Origin of the sequence: Paenibacillus apiarius, from assembly GCF_017052585.1 — a bacterium.
GTDB lineage: Bacteria > Bacillota > Bacilli > Paenibacillales > Paenibacillaceae > Paenibacillus_B > Paenibacillus_B apiarius.
This window is the reverse complement of the sequence record NZ_JAFFHZ010000001.1, coordinates 4,626,777-4,649,125: the sequence shown is the minus strand read 5'-3', so window position 1 is coordinate 4,649,125 and position 22,349 is coordinate 4,626,777. Positions and strand designations below refer to the sequence as shown.

The window sequence follows — 22,349 nt, the reverse complement described above, 5'->3', positions numbered from 1 at the left end:
TCTCCCGATGACTTGCGGCATCGGGAGATGGGAACGATTAGTCTATAAGCCCGTGTTCAGGAACTTATCGCTTCAGATTGACAACCTCTTGAAGCACTTCATCGGACGTCGTAATGATGCGTGAGTTCGCTTGGAAGCCGCGCTGAGATACGATCATTTCCGTAAATTCCGACGTCAAGTCGACGTTGGACATTTCGAGCGCCCCGGCAATGATGGCGCCGGTTCCCGCTTCGGGATCGTTTGCTGCGACGATTTCAATCTCACCGTCTTCTGTCGCGTTTGGAGTTACGCGGTACAAATTGCCGCCAATCTTCTCCAGGCCCTCCGGGTTCACTACCTTAACGATCCCGATAGCGGCAACCGCTTCTATCGTTCCGTCGCCTTGCTTCGCCATAATCTCTCCGTTCTGCGCGATGGAGAACTCGACGACACCCTCATCCAGCTGAATCGGCGTGCCGCCGGAATCAAGCACTCTCAGACCATCGGCGGTCACAAGGTTGCGTGCCGCATCCAGATGGAAGTCGCCCGCGCGAGTCAGGAACGGCACTTCCTGATCCTCGCCAAGCGAGATAGCGAAGAAGCCGTCGCCGTCGATGCGCAGGTCAAGCGGACGGTTCGTCTGCATGGCGCTGCCCGGCGTATGAACGTTATCGATAGAGGATATCGCTACACCCAAGCCGACTTGCTTCGCGTTAACGCCGCCGTTGCCATCGTCACTTGGTGCTGTCGTCCCGCTTATCGTCTGGCTCATGATGTCCTTGAACATGACGCGGCCTTGCTTGAAGCCGATCGTGTTCACGTTCGCGATGTTGTTCCCGATAACGTCCAGCTTGGTTTGAAAACCACGCATGCCTGAAACGCCCGAATACATGGATCGAATCATTTATTTATACCTCCCCAAAATGTTGGCTCACTTCTGTCGTTCCATGAGCCCATGGCCTCCTGCTCGGTCCGGCCTTGTTCGTGCGCTGCTTGCTTATTTCATTAAAATCGCGCTGTCGATTTGCGTAAAAACATGGTTTTGCTGAGATGCTTGATCTAGAGCCGTAATGACGGTGCGCGATTTGACGTTCACGATAAACGCTTGATTATCGACAATAATAAGCGATTGCCGCGAGCCTTTGTCTTCCGCCTGCTTCACCGCCTGCTGCATCTTGCTCATCATATCAGCGGACATAACCATGCCGCGTTCCTGCATTCTTACCTTCGCATGCTGGCTGAACTGCACATCCCCCGTGCGTGTCAGCTCATGCTGCAGCAATCGCTGAAAGGAAGTGTCCTTGCCAACCTGCTGCTCCCGCTGCGGCGTCCGCTGGGCGCTCGTTCCCTGAATGGGACCCGCAATGCCTATATGCCCCATTGCACCGTGAATGTTCATGCGTTTCCTTCCGGCTGCTGCGGCTGCTCTGGCTGGTCCGGAGCAGGCGGCGCTTCATTGCCGCCATCGTCCGGCTCGGTCTCTGCTTCCGGTGTCCGGACTTCAGTGATTTTGGTCAAATCGACCTCGTCTTTTCCTACCTTGGCGTAAGGGATGCCTTCCCGGATTATGATCGATTCGACGATCCCCGTCTTCACGCTTTCCTTCGGCTTGTTCTGGTCGTTTTCGAGCTTGACGGTCATCGTTTCGTTCTCCGATGCAATCCATGTGATTTCTTTGCCTATCAGACTAGAAGACATTCCGAGCGCCTGCTGCATCGAGCCCAACTGCTTTTGAATGTTCATCAGCTGCTCGACCGAGCTGAACTGCGCCATCTGCGCAATGAAGTCCCGATCCTGCATCGGCTGCATCGGATCTTGGTTTTGGAGCTGTGCGATGAGTATTTTCAGGAACTCGTCTTTTCCCAGCGCGCTGTTGCCGTCCTTGTCTTTCTTTTGGGCCACTTTGGAGTTCTCCACGCTATAGTTCGGCCAAGTAACTTTATTGAATGCTACTTCAGAAGCCATCCTGCACCTCCTTCCCCGTTTTTTGAATGACAGCGCATGTGTTCATTTACACGCTGGCAGTGAACGTTGAGTTATTATGCAAATCTTGCTGGGCTTTAGCATCGAGCGCTTCGTTCAATTCGTCGATCTCCGAAGCTTTGCGCTGCTTGGAGCTTCGCTCAGAGGTTTGCTGGCGATGCGCGTTCGGCTGTCTCTGTTCCTGGAACATCGAGGATGACAGAGCCGAGGCTGGCTGCTGCGACACTTCAAGCTTGTCTACTTGAATGCCTTGGCTTTGCAGAGCGCCGCGCAAAAGCGACATTTGCTGCTCCAGCATATCTTTCGCGATGCCGTGCTCCGCCATAAAGCGTGCCGTCAATTGGCCGTTTTGCATCGTTAGACGGACATCAACCTGACCTAAATGCTCTGGATACAATGATATTTTCGCTTCCGATACATTGCCCAGCTTGCTGAAGCGAAGCTGCTTCACTACGAAGCCAGCCATTTCGTCGGCGAACTGATCTGCGTGCACGACCGGGATTTGCTTGGCAGTGTTAATCCCTTCCTGACGAAGCGCCCATTGGCCCGCTGTCGTGATCTGGTTAGGATGAACCTGAAGCTCCCCGTCTGCGTTGCTGTTCACGTTGTCGCCTGAATCAGCCGCCACTGCCTTGCTCTGAACAGCCTGCTCATTCATCATTGTGCCGAGCAAATTGTTCTGCGCGCCGTTGAGTTGAGCTGCAAAGGTCGCGCCTTGTGCAGGCGCGGCAGTATTGCTCCCTGCGGCTTGATTCAATAAGCTGGATAACTGCTCAATCAGCTTGGCCGCCTCGGCCGTGCGCCCTACATGCTCAGTGTGAGCGGAAGCCGCGTGTACGGGCTGCTCTAAGCCTTCACTACTCGCATGCTGCAGAGCAGACTGGAATTTGCGCTCGATTAGCCCCGCTGCTTGGTCGTTGTTCGCGATAGCTGCGGTCAACGGTCCATTCAACAACTGCTGTATGGATTGCCCGTCTTCGCCATCAGCTTGGACCATCAGCTCGGACAGCTGCTGCACCACATCGCGGACAGCAAGCGTAATCGTCTCCGGCTGCTCCGTCAGCGCTTGAATAGTGCCCGCTGCATCCGCTTCTGCGGATGGTTGGGCAGTCAGCAATTGCTGCGCTTGAAGCACCCATTGCTGCAGCGCCGCCAATAACTCCGGATTTGCTTCCAGCTGTTCGTCCGCCAGCTTCAATGGCTCGGCAAATAACTGGTCCAATGCAGCTGCCAGTTGGCCCGTCTCCTCTTGAAGCAGATTGCCCGCGCCTAGCGCGGTGAGTAACAGACCGTTCGGGTTGTTGGCGAAAGCAGCCTGCTCCCCTGTGCCATTCATACATTGCGACAGCGAGACCCAGAAATTGCCCGCGCCCGATCCCGTACTTGCGCCTTTGGCTTGCACCCCGCCCAGGAATGAAGCCGCGCTGCCGGCTGACACGTTGGATATTGCTCCTGACATATTTTTCACCTCCTTCCGTTAGTGCTTTACACTCGCGCTTTATTTGTTGGGCAACAGCTTGGACACCAATTTGGCCGTCGCTTCCTTGTCCGCATCGGTCATGGCATTAAGCAATCTGGAACGAGCCGCATCGTCTACGGCGTTCAGCACCGCCAATGCTTTATCCGGGCTGATCTTAGCCGTTTCCAACAAAATGCTGGCGCCGCTCTTCGGTGTCATATTGGCAAACGTTTGGCTGAGTTGAGTTCGGTCCAGCCCTGTGCTGGCTTGCTTCGTCGTCTCATTCTTATTCAGCCTTGCTTGCAGCGCCTTGATTTTCAGATCGTCGGCCGGCTTGACGTCCTTCAGCATAATGGAAGCTTCAGCAGCCACCTTCGGATTCATCTTCTCCAGCACTTTCACGCGGTCTTCCTGCTTCATCGCGTCAAGGACGAGAACGAGCTCCTCCTTCGACAAATTCTCTAATACCGGAGCGGCTTTGCTTGGCATCATTTTCGCATACATGTTCGCTAAATCTTTAATCTGCCGATCGTACTCTGCGGACGAAGCCGTTTCTTCCTGGCGTTTTTGCTTTACCTCTTGCAGTTGCTTGGACAAATCGCTCACTTTGCCCTCAAGCGACTTGCGCTCGTCTGCCAAGTTGCGCAAATCCGCGTCCTTCGAGGCCAGCAACGCTTTTAATTCCGTAATTTGTTCGGCTTGTTCCTTCTCCACGTCTTTCTTTTCTTTTTTCTCCTGCTTCCCATCCTTGTTGCCGGACTTGTCTTGATCAGAGGAGAACCACTGATTCACAACCGGAATTTGCTCGGCCAATGACAGCACATGGCTGCGCCAATTCGCATTAAACAGTGTAAGCAGCACGGCTATGAGCACAATCGTGAACACAATGGGGGTCGCAAAGAACAAAAACCGTTCAAAACCCGAATAATTGCTTTCCTTTTCTTCTGTCTTCATCTCTGACACCGTCATCCCTCCTGCTGAAGCGGCGGGGTCGAACCGTCTTCCGTCGTTGCTCTAGCGAGCGGCCATATGATAACGGACAGTAGCAAGTTCGTCCAGTTCGTTTTGTTCCCATAACGCCATTTGACGTTTAAAGTTTGTTTCCGCTTTTTCTCGGGCCTTTGTCCATACCTTTTCATCGGTCATACGTTCGGCAAGCTTGCTTTGCTTGTCGCGAACTTGTATTTCAGCCGAATTGACTCGCTTGCGAGCAAGATGAACTTGACCTTCCAGATGAGATATGTACTGCTGCCATGCTTGCATGTCCGCAGCCGGCGCACATGCGTCGATGCTTTGCTGCATTTTCTTTCTGACTGCCTCCATTTCCAGGAGGCAGTGCTGCAACTGCTTCTCTTCCGCTTGCAAGCGTCCCATCGCTTCTGACAAGATCCATTCCGCTTGCTTTTTTTCATTTGTTTTTAAATCAAGAACTTTTTGAAACGAATACTGAAAAGCCCGCACCGTCTAGTCAACTCCCCGGAAATTGCAGTAGTAGTCGTTCGATTGTTTCATCGTACGGAGCGCGCTCTTCAATGCGCTGCTTCGTAAAGGCCTGTATATCTTCGATATATTGCATGGCCTCGTCAATGGCCGGGTTGCTGCCCGGCTGATAAGCGCCGATATTGATTAAATCTTCCGATTCGCGGTAGACTGCCAATAGCCGCTTGAGCCGTTCAGCAGCAAGCTGATGTTCCTGCGGCACGATATCCTTCATGACCCGGCTAATGCTTGACAGCACATCGATCGCCGGGAAATGTCCCTTGTTCGCAATATTGCGGTTCAGCACGATATGACCATCCAAAATCCCGCGCACTGCGTCGGCAATCGGCTCGTTCATATCGTCTCCGTCCACCAATACGGTATAGAACGCCGTAATCGAACCGCTCGGACCCGTTCCGGATCGTTCCAGCAGCTTAGGCAAGCTTGCAAATACGGAAGGGGTATATCCCCGCGTTGCAGGCGGCTCGCCGACGGCAAGTCCGACTTCGCGCATCGCCATTGCGTACCGCGTAACCGAATCCATCATAAGCATTACATTCATGCCCCGATCCCGGAAATACTCGGCAATGGACGTTGCGATGAGCGCCCCTTTAATGCGCACGAGAGCCGGCTGGTCCGAAGTAGCGACGATGACGACCGAACGGGCCAGCCCTTCCGGGCCCAGATCCCGCTCGATGAACTCAAGCACCTCGCGGCCGCGTTCCCCAATGAGGGCGATGACGTTGACATCGGCTGCCGTATTGCGGGCAATCATGCCGAGCAGCGTGCTTTTTCCGACGCCGGATCCGGCAAAAATGCCTACGCGTTGACCATTGCCAATCGTCAACAGTCCGTCGATCGCTCTGACGCCTACACCGATAGGTTCGCGAACACGCGGGCGTTGCAGCGGATTCGACGGAATGTTCGTCGTCGAATAGTGCGGCATCCGTGTCGGCAAGAACGAACCGTCCAGCGGTTGGCCCAATCCGTCCAACACCTTGCCAAGCAGTTCGGAGCCAACCGAGACAGTAAGCGGCTTGCCGGTTCCGACTACGTCGCAGCCAGGCCCGATCGACTGCAGATCCCCAAGCGGCATCAGCAGCACTTTGTTATCCCGGAATCCGACCACCTCGGCCAGCAAAGGCTCGCTCCCCTTGCTCGGATAGATGTGACAAACTTCACCTACGCTGGCGTCTGGTCCCTCGGATTCCACCATCAAGCCGATTACTTGCGTGACCTTGCCATTAACGCGAACAGGGTCAACGCGCTGCAAATAATCTATGTACTTGTTTGAATTCCATTTGTAATCAAGACTCATCGCCGTCGCGCTCCTCGTGCTGCATTGCAACCTGCATTAACGCCTTTTTGATTTCGGAAAGCTGCGTATCGATTCGCGCATCGATACTGCCCAGCGCAGAACGGACGACACATCCGCTATCATGGACGCTGGAATCCGGAATAATTTGCAGTTCCGCTTGCGAATCCACAGCCAGACTCAACTCTTCACGCGCCGCATGGACATAAGCGAATTGTTGAGGCGAGACGCAGACTGTAATCGTTCCGCTCTCCCGTTTGCGGGCAAGCGTCTTGCGGGCCATCTCGACAACAAAATCGGGTTCCAATGTCAATTGCCGCCCAATCACCTTTTCCGCTACCGAACAGCTAAGCGACACTACAAACGGCTCCGCCTCTTGAATGATTTGTTCTTTTGCCTTATAGGCTTGCTCCAGTACAGCCTGCGCTTCGGTCAGCTTGCGCTCATAAGCCTGCTGAATCTCCTGCTCCGCTTGCTGCATTCCTTCCTGATACCCTTGCGCATAGCCTTCTTGCCGCTTCGATTCCGCTAACGCCTCGTCGCTCCCGCGCCGTTCTTCCCACCAAGCGTCAATCTCGGCGCGCGCCTCGTCCAACATGCGTTCGGCTTCTTCCGTAGAGCTCTTCAGATGCTCTTCGGCGAACGACCGCGCATCATCCAAAATCGATTGGCGCAGGTTGGCCAGCTCTTCATCTTGATTGAGGACGATTTCTTTCGTCAGAGGTTCTGGAGCGGGATCGGCATCCTCCACCTGCTGCTGCTGATGGCGGCGGACCGCTTCCAGCATTCTCATCTGTTCTACGGGGACATACTGAGATGATTTGATGACGTTAGACAACGATATCATCTCCTCCGCCACGCGCAATGATAATCTCGCCCGCTTCCTCTAAGCGGCGAATGGTAGACACGATCCGGGTCTGGGCTTCCTCCACATCACGCAGCCGCACAGGGCCCATAAATTCCATTTCTTCTTTGAAGGTATCCGCCATCCGTTTCGACATATTGCGGAAAATAACTTCGCGCACCTCTTCGCTTGCCACTTTGAGCGCCAATTGAAGGTCTGCATTGTCAATATCACGAATAATGCGCTGTATCGAACGATTGTCGATATTGACAATATCTTCGAATACGAACATTCTTTTCTTGATTTCTTCTGCCAGCTCCGGATCTTGGATTTCGAGAGAATCCAAAATCGTCCGTTCCGTACCGCGATCGACACCGTTCAAAATCTTGACGACAGACTCGATGCCGCCGGCGCTCGTATAATCTTGCGTCACTGTCGAAGAGAGCTTCTGCTCCAGCACGCGCTCGACCTGATTGATAACTTCTGGCGATGTGCTGTCCATCAGCGCCACCCGTCTGGCGACATCCGCTTGCTTCTCCGGCGATAGCGAAGATAGAATGGTCGAAGCCTGCTCCGTTTGCAAGTAAGACAGCACCAATGCAATCGTTTGAACATTTTCGTTCTGAATAAAGTTGAAGATTTGCGATGCATCCGCCTTACGGGCAAAGTCAAACGGCCTTACCTGCAGCGTTGCGGTCAGGCGATTGATAATGTCAACCGCTTTTTGCTGACCCAACGCCTTCTCCAATATTTCCTTCGCATAGTTGATGCCGCCTTGCGAAATGTATTCCTGCGCCAAGCAAATTTGATGGAATTCGCTCATGACCGATTCTTTTTCGGACGCGTCGACTTTACGCACATTTGCGATTTCCAGAGTCAGCTGCTCTATTTCTTCATCTCTTAAATGTTTAAATATTTGGGCTGATACTTCCGGCCCGAGCGTGATGAGCAAAATCGCCGCTTTCTGTCTGCCCGTTAAGCCGTAACTACTTTTGACCATTGTGCTCACCTCGATTCATCAACTAGCCATGTACGCAGCAATTTGACAAATTCGTCCGGCTTTTTCTTCGCCAAGCCTTCCAATTGTTTGCGCACTTGATGCTCGCCTGTCAGATTTTCCAAATCTATGGATGGAAGCTCTACATGCGTCGGCAGCGGCAGCTCTGACTCGTCGTAGACTTCTTCCTCCCGTCTGCGACGGCGTACGACCGCATAGGTAATTCCACCCACGACCGCTAGTAATGCAAGCGCACCCGCGCCATACCATACCCAGTTAGAGATACTCTTATTGTCCGATGCCGCTCCATCTTTAGCACCATTTTGAGTCATAACAGAAACTTTTTGCGTCAGATCAACGTCTGTATAAGTAGTGCCTGAATCTTTCAATTGAGCGCCAACGATGTTGCGCAGCACTTTTTCAATTGCTTGGATTTGCTCATCGCTCACATCGACTGAATCAACCGCGGCGTGAATGGTTAAATCTTTAACCGCGTATGGACTAGCTTGAATCGTGTTCTTGATTCGATTCACATCGTAATTAATAGTCCGCTGAGACTTTTCGGATGTTGAGTCGCCGCTTCCGGCAGCCGACGGATAATTCGTCACTTCTCCGTCACCGACACCGGCAACGCCGCTTTCTTGCGCGCCTTTGCCGCTGTAAGATTCTTGAAGCTCTTGAACGCTTATCTCGATGCCCTTCATCTCTTCTGTATTTACAGGACTGACAAGGTCTTCTTGCTTGACGACTTTGTCGAAGTTCAACTTCGCCGACACAAGCACGCTGATCTTGTCGGAAGGAATAAATCCGTTTAAGAAATCTTGCACTTTCATGCGGATATCATTCTCAAATTTACGTTGTATCTTTAGCTGCTCGTCTACTTCTCCGAAGATGCTCTTCGAACCGCCTCCGATTGTATCCGAGGCAAAGATAGGGCCTTCATCGCTAGAGATCGTAATATTATCAATGGCGAGATGCGGAACCGCAGTCTTTATGAGATTAAAATAGCCGTCTACGGCAGCTTGGTTCGGCTGGTATCCCGGTTTGAACTTCATCACAATCGAAGCGGAAGCTTGCTCTTGATCAGGTGTCGCAAACACGGTTTCTTTAGGCAGATTTACAATTGCCTTTGCGTCCTGAATCCCTTGCATTTGACGAAGCAAGCGCTCAATTTCACCGTTAAGGGCATTATTGTAACGAACATCGAATACGTTGTCCGTCATGCCGCCCATTAATCCATCGGCACCGAACGATTCGAAGCCAATCGATCCATTCTTCACAATCCCTTGCGCTCCGACATCTACTTTGACCTTCGCTGCTGAGGCGCTTGGAACGGAAATTTGCGAGCCGTCGGCACTCAACTGATACGGAATGCTGTTTCCGTTCAAATATTCAATAATGCCAGCCGCATCGTTAGAATTCAAATCTTTAAAGGCGAGCTCATACTCTGTCTTGGAAAATTGATAAGTTAAAACGATAATTGCCAAAAGCAGAATTCCAACGGCCGAAAACAGTAATATCTTTTGTTTCTTGCTAAATTGAGTCCAATATTGCGAGATTCGCTCTCGATATTGGTTCACTTTTTCACTCACTCCACGTCACCCCACCAAAACTATGTAAGACAAAACGCCGTTACATCTGCATGCGCATAATATCTTGATACGCTTCGATAACCTTGTTGCGTACCTGCGTTGTCAACTGCAAACTTAGAAGCGCACGCTCTGAGGCGATCATGAGTTGATCGACATCAACTTCACCTAGAATAAATTGGTCATTCATTGCATGTACTTGCTGTTCTTGAGTATCGACTTGCTGAAGAGCATCTGAAAGAAAACTTCCAAAGGACTTTGTCACTTCTGCAGGTGTGGCAGCTTTATTGGTCGATGGCGCTGCTGCAGAGGATGTAGTAGGTGTTATCATTTGCAATGGTAGCATCGTATTCTGTATCATTCTCTTCTCCTCCTATGGTGATGAACGGCTCTTTGCTTCGTTATTAGAGATAGTTAACTTACATACAGTCAATTATCCTTTGCCTATTTCCAAAGCCTTCATGATCATGGACTTGGACGCATTGAGCGCCGTCACATTCGCTTCATAAGAGCGTGTTGCCGCAATCATATCGACCATTTCTTTCGCCATGTCGACATTTGGCATTGAAACGTAGCCGTTCTCATCTGAATCAGGATGGGTCGGATTGTATACCAGTTTAAAATCTGATGCATCTGCTTTAATTTGTGTCACTTTGACACCTCTCGTTGCGGCTTGCCCTTCCATCGCAGATTGCAGAGATTGTTTGAATGACGATTCCGTTGGCGACATCACGACGACCTTGCGGCGATATGGCACGAACTTTCCGTCTACGAATTGCGCTCGCGTCGTTTCTGCATTGGCAATGTTTGAGGAGATTACGTCCATACGCAATCTTTGTGCGGTTAAACCGGACGCGCTAATTTGAAAGCTATTACTGATCTGCACGGCTTATGTCTACCTCCTTACGTCCATTGCAGTTCTCACCATATTAATCTGGTGGTTCAATTGCTTGACAAACGTGTAATATCTCAACTGATTCTCCGCTTGCGCCGCCATTTCCCGATCCATGTCGATATTATTCTTGTTATTGCCCATTATCGTCATCTGATCTTGAACGATCCGTGGAGACGGTGTCGAATCAACGGGACCGATATAAAAATGTCTTTCGTCGGTGCGGCGTCCCCGAAGACTGCCGCCGCTCATCTGATCACGCAAAAGAGATTCAAATTGAACGTCCGAACGCTTGAAATAAGGTGTATCGGCATTCGCAATGTTGTTAGCTGTCGCATTTTGCCTTGCTACGGAAGCTTGAATGGCTCCTTCTAACCGTTGCGTATGAACGCCATTCAACAAGTTCACGATGACCCCTCCTGATCTAATTAAAATTTAAAGCAATTAAAACTATTCCACTTTTTTGACGTTTCTCCTTCTTTTTCGACAAAATATTTATTTCTTTTACATGAGACTAAGGACCTTGTATGTGCGTAAAATCATATTCTGATAAAAATATTTAACATTCTTCACAATGCGACAGAAGAAGATAATTAACGCCATACCTATCATCTTAAACTTTGAGTTATAACACAATAAGAAAAAAGCCCTATCTTTCGGTCTGAAAGTTAGGGCTTTTTTTGAATAGTTTGTCGAACGACATGTCGACGACAATTTTCTATGATATTCGTCACGTTTTTCACGAAAAATTAAAGGATATACTGACTTAAATCGCGATTTTGAGCAATATCTGCCAGTTTTTCGCGAACATATTCTGGTGTAATTTGGAATTGTTCCAATGTGAGCTCGGGCGCTTCAAAAGACAGGTCCTCCAGCAGCTTCTCCATAATCGTGTGGAGACGGCGCGCACCTATGTTCTCCATATTTTGATTTACCGCCGCTGCCGTCCGGGCGATTTCCCGGATTGCTTCATCGGTAAATTCAATATTGAGGTTCTCGGTCCTGAGAAGCTCCACATACTGCTTCGTCAAAGCGTTCTGCGGTTCCGTCAAGATGGACACGAAATCATCCAAGGTCAAGCTGCTCAATTCGACACGAATCGGGAAGCGGCCCTGCAATTCGGGAATGAGATCGGACGGCTTCGCAATGTGGAAAGCTCCCGCGGACATGAACAGCACGTAGTCGGTCTTAATCGGCCCGTACTTGGTCATAATCGTGGAACCTTCAACTATCGGCAAAATGTCGCGCTGAACGCCTTCGCGGGATACATCTGGGCCTGAGCCGCGACCGTTGGAGGCGATTTTGTCGATTTCATCAATGAAAATAATCCCGGACTGCTCCGCGCGGTGAATCGACTCTTGAATGACGTCATCCATATCGATGAGTTTGGCCGCCTCTTCCTGGGTCAATACTTTGCGAGCCTCTTTGATGGTCAGCTTGCGCTTCTTCATCCGTTTCGGCAGAAGGTTGCCGAACATTTCCTGCATATTCATCCCCATCTGCTCATTACCTTGTCCAGAGAGGAAATCAAACATATTCGGAGCCGCTTCTTCGACATCGATTTCGATCGTGTCGTTCTCCAAATAACCCGCCAACAAATCAAAACGCACTTTACGGCGCTTCTCTTGCATGTTCGGATCCGGCTGTTTTTCCTGTTCTGGCGCTTGATTCTGATTATTCTGGCCGAACAGCATCTCGAACGGGTTGCGCCCGTTCTTGTTCGTGCTGGAGGATGGGACAAGCAAATCGACGATTCGCTCGTTGGCCATTTCTTCGGCCTTGTCCTTCACCTTCTCCGTGCGCTCCAGCTTCACCATACGGATAGCGGTCTCCACGAGATCGCGCACCATCGATTCCACATCTCGGCCTACATAGCCGACTTCGGTGAATTTGGTCGCTTCGACCTTCACGAAAGGAGCATTGACCAGCTTTGCAAGACGGCGGGCAAGCTCCGTCTTCCCGACCCCGGTTGGCCCAATCATCAAAATGTTTTTCGGCACAATCTCGTCTTGAATCGATTCATCCAGCAAGCTCCGGCGGTATCGGTTGCGGAGCGCGATGGCAACCGCACGCTTCGCTTTTTTCTGGCCGACGATATACTTATCCAATTCCGTGACAATTTCTCGTGGTGTCCATGCTCGTTGATTCATTGTTATCCCTCCGCTCGTCTCATCCTCACGGTATTATAGTTCCTCAATCACCAGATTGTCGTTCGTGTACACGCAGATCTCGCTCGCAATGTGCAATGAGGCCTCCGCCATTTCGCGCGCCGTCATCTGCGGCGAATGGCGCTTCAACGCCCGGGCTGCCGCCAATGCGAAGGAGCCTCCGGAGCCGATGGCGATGACGTCATCATCCGGTTCGATAATTTCGCCTCCGCCGGATACAAGCAGCATGTGGCTGCCGTCCATAACAATCATGAGCGCCTCCAGCTTGCGCAGCACGCGATCCTGACGCCAGTCCTTGGCTAGCTCTACAGCAGCCCGTTGCAGATTGCCATGGTGCTCCTCCAGCTTGCCTTCAAATTTCTCGAATAAGGTAATGGCATCGGCGACCGAGCCCGCAAATCCAGCTAACACTTGACCGCGGAACAATCGGCGAACCTTGCGCGCATGCTGCTTCATCACCATGTTATTCCCAAACGTCACTTGTCCGTCGCCTGCGATCGCAGCATGGCCGTTATGTCTTACAGCACAAATCGTTGTCGCATGAAATTGATATTCCATATGCTTCAACCTCCTGTCTTATGAAAATGGAAAGGAAACAGACGTGCACATCATTGGCCGCTGCTTCCTCACCTCGTCTAGCTGTTATTTCGACATGATGCCTTGCTCTTCTTGGAAAGCGCGCAGCGTATCAAGCGCGCGATGAGCGATAGCCTCATTCTTCTCTTTCTTATTGCGTATGCGCTTCTCGAGCGGGGGGAACAACCCGAAGTTCGCATTCATCGGCTGAAAATGCTTGAAATCAGCCGTCGTTATATAATGCGCCATGCTTCCGAGGGCAGTACCTTGCGGGAAGAGAAGTCCTTCACGCTGCAGCGCATAACGGGCTGAATTAACGCCGGCAATTAACCCCGATGCCGCCGATTCCACATACCCTTCCACCCCGGTCATTTGTCCGGCGAAGAAGAGGGATGGTTTGCCCTTGAATTGGTACGTCGGTTCCAATAGCTTAGGCGAGTTGATAAATGTATTGCGGTGCATGACTCCGTAGCGCACGAATTCGGCGTTCTCCAAGCCGGGAATCATCCGGAACACGCGCTTCTGCTCGCCCCACTTCAAATGCGTCTGGAAGCCAACCATGTTGTACAGCGTGCCTGCAGCATTATCTTGACGAAGCTGGACTACGGCAAACGGCGTTTTTCCCGTGTGGGGATCGACTAAACCTACGGGCTTCATCGGTCCGAACAGGGCGGTCTGTCTGCCGCGGCTCATCATCACTTCGATAGGCATGCAGCCTTCGAAATAGACCTCTTTCTCGAATTCCTTCAGTTCGGCCGTCTCGGCCGTGATGAGCGCTTCGTAGAATGCATTGAACTCCTCCTCATTCATGGGACAGTTCAAATAAGCTGCTTCACCTTTATCGTAACGCGAAGCCAAGTACACCTTGTTCATGTCAATCGTGTCTTTCTCGATGATCGGGGCAGCGGCATCGTAAAAGTAAAAATACTCTTCCCCCATCAGTTCTTTGATGCTTTCCGACAGTGAAGGCGAAGTTAATGGCCCGGTAGCGATGACCGTAATGCCTTCGCCCGGAATTTCCCCTACTTCCTCATGCCGCACATCCACGAGCGGGTGCTCCTTCAGCGTGCGCGTGATTTCGCCGGAAAACCCTTCCCGATCTACGGCCAATGCTCCGCCCGCTGGAACGGCATGCTTATCGGCCGCTCTCATAATAAGCGAGTTCATCATGCGCATTTCTTCCTTTAATACACCGACCGCGTTGGTCAAGCCGTTCGCACGTAAGGAGTTGCTGCACACCAGCTCTGCGAAGCGATCGGTGTGGTGAGCAGGTGTCTGCTTCACCGGCCGCATCTCGTACAGCGTTACCGCAACGCCCTGTTCTGCAATTTGCCATGCCGCTTCACTACCAGCTAAGCCGGCACCAATAACGGTTACCCTCGGCTTATCCATCTTTTATATTTCCCCCTCAGTTGCTTCAACCTGGATGCTCTTAACCATTATATTTGTATGCCCGTATTGCGTTATTCATCATCGGCATCTTGCACCATCTCCGAATGCTCGCACTGCGTACATTGCAGCTTCGTGCCTTGCTTGCTTCGCTTCTCAATCATCAAGCTGGCGCAAGCAGGACATGGCTTGGGCGAAGGTCTATCCCACATGACGTTGTCGCATTCCGGATAGCGGTCGCAGCCGTAGAAGATACGGCCCTTTTTGCTTCTGCGCTCCACGAGCTTTCCTTCATTGCATTTCGGGCACGCTACGCCCGTATCCTTCACAATCGGACGAGTATTGCGGCAATCCGGGAAACCGGAGCAAGCAAGAAACTTTCCGAACCGCCCCATTTTATATACAAAATGTCGTCCGCATTTCTCACAAATTTCGTCCGAAACCTCGTCTTCAATTTCAACTTCTTTCATTTCTTCTTCCGCGACGGTCAGCCGCTTCTCGAACGACTCATAGAACTCCGCAAGCACCTTTACCCAATCCTGCTGCCCTTCTCCTACATGGTCGAGATCTTCCTCCATATGAGCGGTAAATTCCACGTCCAATATCTCGGGGAAAAATTGTTCCATTTGCTGAATGACGAGTTCACCCAACTCGGTCGGAACGAATTTCTTCTCTTCAATGGCGACATAACCGCGCTTCTGAATCGTTTCTAGCGTCGGAGCATAGGTACTCGGACGGCCGATGCCGAGTTCCTCCAACGTCTTGACGAGGCGCGCTTCCGTATACCGCGGAGGCGGTTGAGTGAAATGCTGCTTCGGTTCAATCTGCTCCTGCTTCATCTTGTCGCCTGCAACAAGCGGCGGAAGAAACTTGTCATCTTCCACAGTCCCGTCATCACTGCCTTCGACATACACCTTCATAAAGCCGGGAAAACGAACTTTGGAGCCATTGGCGCGGAATATCGTCGTTCCGGCTTGGATATCCACTGTCATCGTATCCATTACGGCCGAAGTCATCTGGCTGGCAACGAATCGCTCCCAAACCAACTTGTACAGCCGAAGTTGGTCGCGGCTCAGAAAAGGTTTCATTTGCTCCGGACTGCGCTGTATTGAAGTTGGACGAATCGCTTCATGCGCATCCTGCGCATTCGCAGCCTTCTTTACATACTGTCTCGGTGTTTCAGGGACAAACGCATCGCCATACTGCTCCTTAATGTATTCGCCCGCTTCTTCCTGAGCGCTTGGAGCAATCCGGGTCGAGTCTGTACGCATATACGTAATCAGACCTACCGTGCCCTCTTTGCCGAGGTCTACCCCTTCGTATAGCTGCTGGGCGACGGACATTGTCTTAGCCGCGCGGAAGTTCAGCTTGCGAGCCGCCTCCTGCTGCAGGGAGCTCGTCGTGAACGGCGCGGAAGGATGCCGCAGCCGTTCTTTCTCCCTGACTTCGCTGACGACAAAGTCCTGGTCCTTTATCGCAGCCAGCACTTCGTTTACTTCAGACTCGTTTTTAAGTTCTTTCTTTTCTCCGTTCAAACCGTAGAATTTTGCTTCGAACGCCGATTTGCCGGCAGATAACTTTGAAGTAATCGTCCAGTACTCTTCCGGAATGAACGCATCGATTTCATTCTCGCGATCAATAATGAGCTTGACAGACACCGACTGCACGCGTCCTGCAGACAAGCCCTTTTTTACTTTTTTCCACAGCAGCGGACTAATCTTGTAGCCTACCAGCCGATCCAGGATACGTCTCGCTTGCTGCGCATGAACGAGGTCCATGTTAATTTGACGCGGAGTTTTGAACGCATCCTTCACCGCTTGCTTCGTAATTTCATTGAATACGACACGGCATGATTCCGACTCATCCAAATCAAGAGCATGAGCCAGATGCCACGCGATCGCTTCACCTTCGCGGTCAGGGTCAGCTGCAAGATAGACTTTTTTCACTTTCTTGCTTGCGTCCTTCAGTTCTTTCAGGACACTGCCCTTCCCTCTTATCGTAATGTACTTCGGGGCAAAATCTTGTTCTATTTCAACGCCGATTTGACTTTTCGGCAAATCGCGAACATGCCCCATCGACGCTTTTACGATATATTTGCTTCCTAAATATTTACCAATTGTCTTGGCCTTCGCAGGCGATTCGACAATGACTAGTGAATCCGCCATAGGCGCATCCTCCTCTCCAACACACCATTACATCCATACCGAACAATATACGGCCCCATGGGCCTCTCGGATTCGCTTTTTTAACTGTAAGGATAACAAAATATGATGCAGCTCTGCAAATGGCACTCCACTACGAAGCAACAGTTCATCAAAAGAAGCTTCTTGCTCGCTAATGAGTTCATACATTCGCTGCTCTTCTTCCGTAAGTGGTTCTGCCAATATAGACTCGACCGTTTCATTATTGTACGTTGAAGGGACCATTGTCAACCAGCCCGAATATTCTTCCACAATATCACTTGCCGTTGCAACCGGCTTGGCGCCTTGTTTCAATAGCCGAAACGTGCCCTTAGACTTGGGTGATGTTATAGGGCCGGGAACGGCAAATACGTCCCGTGATGCTTCAAGCGCGCTGTCTGCAGTAATTAGCGCTCCGCTTTTGTTGTCTGCCTCTACGACGACAGTGCCAAGCGTCAGGCCTGCAATGATTCGGTTGCGCCGCGGGAATAAGCCTGGATGAGATGGGGTATCGAGCGGATATTCCGATATGACTATGCCGTTCGCGGCTATCTTCTCTGCAAGCGCTCGATGCTCCGGAGGATAAATACGGGTAAATGGCGTGCCCATCACCGCAACTGTCCGCCCTCGCCTGAGAGCGCCTTCATGACTCGCTGCGTCGATTCCCTTCGCCATCCCGCTCACTACGGTGAATCCAGCTTGCGTTAACTGTTCAGCCAGCATCCCTGCTACTTTTTTGCCGTAGACGGTCGGATTGCGGGTTCCGACCATCGCGATTGAAGCTTCGGATAGTATGTCCCAATCTCCTTTTCCATAAATAACCCAAGGAGGCTGAGCCGTTTCCTTCAATAGATCGGGATACTTATCATCTAAAACGGTGATCCATTCGATTCCCTGCCGTTCTGTTACTATCAATCTGTGCTCCAAGCGTTCCGAGCGAAACTGGGCAGCCAAGCGTTCGGCAATGCTGGGCTTCAAACCCAAATCGAACCAATGCTGTACGGATCGGTCAAGCCAATGATGCAAGGCTATCATGCCTATTCTCTCGCGAAGCGAACGAATCGTATGCCATCCAATACCTTGCGCCTCGTGCAAAGCAAACAATAGTTGTTGTTCCGTCCAATCGCTCATCTTATTCTTCCCTTCCTTCTCGGGAAGCGCGAGTCCGCTTCCCTTATTTTGCTTGAGATGCTAGCAGATTGCAAGCGTCAAGTATAAAAACCATTGAATATATTCCCATTAATTACAATTAAAATAAAAAGCAACCTTTCAACACCTGCAGGTGTACGAAAGGTTGCTTACCTTGCGTTATTATTTATGAACGTGAGTGGTGCATTTCTCGAGCAAGCCGCGCTCTTCCAATACGGATACGAGCGTGCTGCCCATTTCTGCAGGAGTAGGCGCAACTTTGATGCCGCAGGATTCCAGCTTGGCCGTCTTCTCTGCCGCAGTTCCTTTGCCGCCGGAAATTATCGCCCCCGCATGACCCATACGTTTCCCAGGAGGCGCTGTTGCGCCTCCGATAAAGCCGACAACCGGCTTCTTCATATTGGCCTGCACCCACTCGGCAGCTTCTTCCTCTGCCGTACCGCCAATTTCGCCAATCATAATAACGGCATGCGTATCCGGATCTTCATTGAATAGATGCAATATATCGATAAATTCCGAACCTTTGACCGGATCGCCGCCAATGCCGACTGCCGTCGATTGGCCGATGCCGCGCGTCGTCAATTGATGCACGGCTTCATAAGTAAGCGTTCCGCTTCGGGATACGACTCCGACATGGCCAGGTGCATGTATATAGCCGGGCATAATGCCGATTTTGCATTCGTTAGGCGTAATTACGCCAGGACAGTTCGGACCGATAAGAATTGTGCGTTTCCCTTCCATATAACGTTTCACTTTGACCATATCGAGCACCGGAATTCCTTCCGTAATGCAGATGACAAGCTCTAAATCCGCATCCACCGCTTCCATGATGGCATCTGCCGCAAATGCAGGCGGCACATAGATAACGCTTGCCGTCGCGTCTGTCGCATTCTTTGCCTCAAGCACGGTATTATAGACCGGCAAAGTAACCACTTCGCCGTTATCCAGCGTGATATCAACGGTCGTTCCGCCTTTGCCCGGAACGGCTCCCGCTACCATTTGCGATCCATATTCCAGACCGCCTTTGGTGTGGAACATGCCTGTAGCGCCAGTCATATTTTGCGTAATGATTTTCGTATCTTTATTAATTAAGATGCTCATCGCACACTCATCCTCTCGTCAGCGAAATTATTGAACCAATGCGACAATTTTCTGCGCTCCGTCAGCCATTGAATCCGCAGCCACGATATTGAGGCCGGACTCATTCAGAATCTGTTTGCCGAGAACTACGTTCGTTCCTTCCAAACGCACGACAAGCGGACGGTCCAGCCCAATTTGCTTAGCGGCTTCGACTACGCCGTTCGCAATGACGTCGCAACGCATAATGCCGCCGAAGATGTTGACGAAGATACCTTTGACGTTCTCATCAGACAATATGATTTTAAAAGCTTCCGTTACTTTCTCCGTCGTCGCTCCGCCCCCTACGTCAAGGAAGTTCGCCGGTTCGCCGCCGTAATATTTGATAATATCCATCGTAGACATTGCCAATCCGGCGCCATTGACCATACAGCCGATGTTGCCATCCAGCGCGATGTAGCTCAGATCGAATTTGGAAGCTTGAATTTCCTTCTCGTCCTCTTCATCCAAATCGCGCAGCGCCTGAATGTCCTTGTGGCGGAACAGCGCATTCGAATCAAAGTTGAGCTTCGCGTCAAGCGCCATCACTTGACCGTCACCGGTAACGACGAGCGGGTTGATTTCTGCAATCGAGCAATCCTTGTCGACGAAGGCTTGATACAACGCAAGCATGAACTTGACCGCCTTGTTGACCAGTTCGGCCGGGATATTGATGGCATATGCCAGCTTGCGCGCTTGGAACACCTGAAGACCGACAGCCGGATCGACCACTTCTTTGAAAATTTTCTCCGGCGTTGCGGCGGCAACTTCTTCGATCTCTGTCCCGCCTTCTTCCGAAGCCATCATAACGACGCGTCCTGTTGCGCGATCAACAACTACACCGATGTAGTACTCTTTCTTGATGTCGCAGCCTTGTTCGATTAAGAGGCGTTTAATTTCTTTGCCTTCCGGACCTGTTTGATGCGTCACGAGCACTTTGCCCAGCAATTCCTGCGCATAGGAGCGCACTTCATCCAAGCTTTTGGCGATCTTGACACCGCCCGCCTTGCCGCGGCCGCCTGCATGAATCTGCGCCTTGACAACGACAACCGACGTCCCCAATTCCTCAGCCGCTTGAACGGCTTCCTCTACCGTAAAAGCAACCTTACCGTTCGGAACAACAACGCCATATTGCTTCAATACTTCTTTGCCTTGATACTCATGAATATTCATTGTGCATCCCCCTATCCGATTCTTTGCCTCATATGCCGTTTCCGACGTGAAGCATAGCGTGAAGGACGATTCGAAAGTCGCTTCAAATCCTCTTCTTGTCTTTGCGGCGCGTCCGTAAAGATGGGGAAGCGCTTACTCCGCTTCGGCACCACCCTGAACAACGGAAAATATATACAATCCGAATCCATTCTATCATGAATTTAAAACGCTTTCCTCACATTTTCGTCAAAAATGTACATTTTTTTGATATAATTATCATCTCTTTTTGAGATTAATAGGAAGCGGTGCTCGATTTTCAAGCTTTTCAACACTGAAAAATTGACTGATTCTCTCTATTTATCTATAATACGAGGTAATTCGCTTTGCGACGGTTGATAAGGAAGCACCTTTCCCTCGCATTCTGGCCATAAAGTCTGGAATGACGGAAGGAGAGGTGTTTATTTGTTATGTACGGCAGCTTGTGGAGCGCTTCTGTGTACGGCGTGGAAGGACGGCTCATTCATGTAGAAATCGATATTTCGCCCGGTTTGCCGCAAGTGACGATAGTCGGCTTGCCAGACGCGTCGGTGCGCGAATCCATAGAACGGGTCCGCGCGGCTATCCGCAACTGCGGCTGGACGTTTCCGCTGGAGCGAATCACCATCAATCTGGCTCCGGCCGATTTGCGCAAGGAAGGCACGTCATTTGACATGGCTATGGCGATCGGTTTGTTATGCACAAGCGGGCAAATTCCCAGCGAACCGTTCCAGAATATCGTGTTCATCGGCGAGCTGGCACTGGACGGATCAACAAGGGCGATTCCGGGAGTTCTGTCTTTGGTGGATGAGGCCAAACGGGGACATTTCAAGCAAGTGATGGTGCCTGCGGGCAATGCAAGCGAAGCGAGGCTCGTGGAAGGAGTCGACATTTTTCCGATGCGGCATCTGGAAGAGCTTCGAGATATCGGCACAGCGGCGGATTTGCCGCGTCTTCATACAGTTGATTCGGAAGCGGACGACCTGCGCCTGCAGAGCCTTTCGAATGAGGCACCTTCGTTCGTTGAGGATTACGCCGATGTCCACGGCCAGCTTCACGTCAAGCGAGCCATCATGATAGCAGCTGCAGGCATGCACAATATTTTGCTGAACGGGCCCCCTGGCACAGGGAAGACGATGTTAATCCGCCGACTTCCGACCATCCTTCCCCCTATGAACGACGAGGAGGCATTGGAAGTATCGAAAATATACAGCATTTCGGGAAAATGGACGCAAGCAAGCGAAGGACTGATGCGGCAAAGGCCGTTTCGCGCTCCGCATCACTCCATTTCAGCGGCTGGCCTCATCGGCGGAGGCTCCATTCCTAAGCCGGGGGACATAAGCTTGGCCCATCGCGGCGTGCTCTTTCTTGACGAGCTTCCCGAGTTTCCGCGCCAGGCTCTGGAGGCGCTCCGACAGCCGCTCGAGGAACGCAGCGTAACGATCGGCCGCGCGCGCGCCGTCTTCCGCTTCCCGGCTCATGTCATGCTGGCTGCCTCGATGAATCCTTGTCCTTGCGGTTTTGCCGGTTCCGCAACTGGCACATGCAGCTGCTCCCCTGCACGGTTCGCCCGATATCAAGGCAAAATTTCAGGACCGCTGCTCGATCGCATCGATCTGCAGGTGGACGTGCCCCGCGCGCCGCTAGCAGAGTGGACGGGCAGTTCTCTCAGTTCGGCTGACATGCGCGCGCTCGTGATGCATGCGCACGAGATACAGGCCGAGCGCTATGCCGGACTGCCACTTCGCTTCAATAGCGAGCTGTGCGGTTCGTACTTGAAGCGTTATTGCCCGATTACTCCCGAGGCCGCATCCACACTGCAGAAGGCCTATGACGGGCTTGGCTTAAGCATTCGTGCGCATGACCGTCTGCTTAGGCTGGCGCGCACGATCGCGGATGTGGAGAACAGCGGCGCCATCGAGCTGGCCCATATTGCCGAGGCGATACGTTACCGCACGCTGGATCGAAGGCGGGATGCGGACGCGTTATAATAATAGATGCACGAACAGCAGCCCCTTGCTTCAGCTCGCTCCTATGAGCGACCAA

The 22,349-nt window shown here is 51.5% G+C and carries 21 protein-coding genes; 1 reads left to right on the top strand and 20 read right to left on the bottom strand.

What is annotated here, in order from left to right; genetic code table 11:
- Positions 1-64: 64 nt before the first annotated feature.
- The 20 genes from flgG to sucC all read right to left on the bottom strand — a co-directional run bounded on the left by flgG (position 65) and on the right by sucC (position 20,288).
- A complete protein-coding gene (gene flgG, locus JSQ80_RS20750) occupies positions 65-883 on the bottom strand; it encodes a flagellar basal body rod protein FlgG (RefSeq protein ID WP_206096538.1) in 819 nt (272 codons plus the stop codon).
- A 93-nt stretch (positions 884-976) separates the two neighbouring features.
- On the bottom strand, positions 977-1,378 hold the full coding sequence (locus JSQ80_RS20745) for a TIGR02530 family flagellar biosynthesis protein (RefSeq protein WP_087432844.1): 402 nt from the start codon (positions 1,376-1,378) through the stop codon (positions 977-979).
- Positions 1,375-1,944, bottom strand: a complete 570-nt coding sequence (locus JSQ80_RS20740; protein ID WP_206096537.1) for a flagellar hook capping FlgD N-terminal domain-containing protein — start codon at positions 1,942-1,944, stop codon at positions 1,375-1,377. The genes JSQ80_RS20745 and JSQ80_RS20740 overlap by 4 nt, the downstream gene beginning before the upstream one ends.
- Before the next feature lie 46 nt (positions 1,945-1,990).
- On the bottom strand, positions 1,991-3,421 hold the full coding sequence (locus tag JSQ80_RS20735; RefSeq protein WP_206096536.1) for a flagellar hook-length control protein FliK: 1,431 nt from the start codon (positions 3,419-3,421) through the stop codon (positions 1,991-1,993).
- Between the two features lie 39 nt (positions 3,422-3,460).
- Positions 3,461-4,390 (bottom strand): MotE family protein, encoded by a 930-nt coding sequence (locus JSQ80_RS20730; protein WP_240463735.1) that lies wholly within the window; start codon positions 4,388-4,390, stop codon positions 3,461-3,463.
- 45 nt (positions 4,391-4,435) lie between these two features.
- Positions 4,436-4,882, bottom strand: coding sequence for a flagellar export protein FliJ (fliJ, locus tag JSQ80_RS20725; protein WP_087432840.1), 447 nt, complete (start codon positions 4,880-4,882; stop codon positions 4,436-4,438).
- A 7-nt stretch (positions 4,883-4,889) separates the two neighbouring features.
- Positions 4,890-6,218, bottom strand: a complete 1,329-nt coding sequence (gene fliI, locus JSQ80_RS20720) for a flagellar protein export ATPase FliI (RefSeq protein WP_087432839.1) — start codon at positions 6,216-6,218, stop codon at positions 4,890-4,892.
- Complete coding sequence (locus JSQ80_RS20715; protein WP_087432838.1) at positions 6,208-7,053, bottom strand: FliH/SctL family protein; 846 nt, start codon at positions 7,051-7,053, stop codon at positions 6,208-6,210. The genes fliI and JSQ80_RS20715 overlap by 11 nt, the downstream gene beginning before the upstream one ends.
- Positions 7,046-8,059: a flagellar motor switch protein FliG gene (gene fliG / locus JSQ80_RS20710; protein ID WP_087432837.1), complete on the bottom strand. Its 1,014-nt coding sequence runs from the start codon at positions 8,057-8,059 to the stop codon at positions 7,046-7,048. Before fliG ends, JSQ80_RS20715 begins: the two co-directional genes overlap by 8 nt.
- 5 nt (positions 8,060-8,064) lie before the next feature.
- Entirely contained in the window at positions 8,065-9,648 is a 1,584-nt protein-coding gene (gene fliF, locus JSQ80_RS20705; protein ID WP_206096535.1) for a flagellar basal-body MS-ring/collar protein FliF, read from the bottom strand.
- A gap of 40 nt (positions 9,649-9,688) precedes the next feature.
- The gene (gene fliE / locus JSQ80_RS20700; protein WP_087432835.1) at positions 9,689-10,006 is read right to left on the bottom strand and encodes a flagellar hook-basal body complex protein FliE; all 318 of its coding nucleotides are present in this window, start codon (positions 10,004-10,006) and stop codon (positions 9,689-9,691) included.
- A gap of 72 nt (positions 10,007-10,078) precedes the next feature.
- Positions 10,079-10,531: a flagellar basal body rod protein FlgC gene (gene flgC / locus JSQ80_RS20695; protein WP_206096534.1), complete on the bottom strand. Its 453-nt coding sequence runs from the start codon at positions 10,529-10,531 to the stop codon at positions 10,079-10,081.
- 9 nt (positions 10,532-10,540) lie between these two features.
- Positions 10,541-10,945 (bottom strand): flagellar basal body rod protein FlgB, encoded by a 405-nt coding sequence (gene flgB, locus JSQ80_RS20690; RefSeq protein ID WP_087432833.1) that lies wholly within the window; start codon positions 10,943-10,945, stop codon positions 10,541-10,543.
- 341 nt (positions 10,946-11,286) lie between these two features.
- Complete coding sequence (hslU, locus tag JSQ80_RS20685; protein ID WP_206096533.1) at positions 11,287-12,687, bottom strand: ATP-dependent protease ATPase subunit HslU; 1,401 nt, start codon at positions 12,685-12,687, stop codon at positions 11,287-11,289.
- A 33-nt stretch (positions 12,688-12,720) separates the two neighbouring features.
- The gene (hslV, locus tag JSQ80_RS20680) at positions 12,721-13,263 is read right to left on the bottom strand and encodes an ATP-dependent protease subunit HslV (protein ID WP_206096532.1); all 543 of its coding nucleotides are present in this window, start codon (positions 13,261-13,263) and stop codon (positions 12,721-12,723) included.
- Between the two features lie 84 nt (positions 13,264-13,347).
- Positions 13,348-14,673 carry an FADH(2)-oxidizing methylenetetrahydrofolate--tRNA-(uracil(54)-C(5))-methyltransferase TrmFO gene (gene trmFO / locus JSQ80_RS20675; protein WP_206096531.1) on the bottom strand — a complete coding sequence of 442 codons (1,326 nt, stop codon included), beginning with the start codon at positions 14,671-14,673 and terminating at the stop codon, positions 13,348-13,350.
- 71 nt (positions 14,674-14,744) lie between these two features.
- Complete coding sequence (gene topA, locus JSQ80_RS20670) at positions 14,745-16,835, bottom strand: type I DNA topoisomerase (RefSeq protein ID WP_206096530.1); 2,091 nt, start codon at positions 16,833-16,835, stop codon at positions 14,745-14,747.
- A 27-nt stretch (positions 16,836-16,862) separates the two neighbouring features.
- Positions 16,863-17,981 (bottom strand): DNA-processing protein DprA, encoded by a 1,119-nt coding sequence (dprA, locus tag JSQ80_RS20665; protein ID WP_206096529.1) that lies wholly within the window; start codon positions 17,979-17,981, stop codon positions 16,863-16,865.
- A 180-nt stretch (positions 17,982-18,161) separates the two neighbouring features.
- Positions 18,162-19,100 carry a succinate--CoA ligase subunit alpha gene (sucD, locus tag JSQ80_RS20660; protein WP_087432827.1) on the bottom strand — a complete coding sequence of 313 codons (939 nt, stop codon included), beginning with the start codon at positions 19,098-19,100 and terminating at the stop codon, positions 18,162-18,164.
- A 27-nt stretch (positions 19,101-19,127) separates the two neighbouring features.
- Entirely contained in the window at positions 19,128-20,288 is a 1,161-nt protein-coding gene (sucC, locus tag JSQ80_RS20655; RefSeq protein ID WP_206096528.1) for an ADP-forming succinate--CoA ligase subunit beta, read from the bottom strand.
- Between the two features lie 446 nt (positions 20,289-20,734).
- Between sucC and JSQ80_RS20650 the strand changes: the two genes are divergently transcribed.
- Complete coding sequence (locus tag JSQ80_RS20650) at positions 20,735-22,294, top strand: YifB family Mg chelatase-like AAA ATPase (protein WP_206096527.1); 1,560 nt, start codon at positions 20,735-20,737, stop codon at positions 22,292-22,294.
- Positions 22,295-22,349 lie beyond the last annotated feature (55 nt).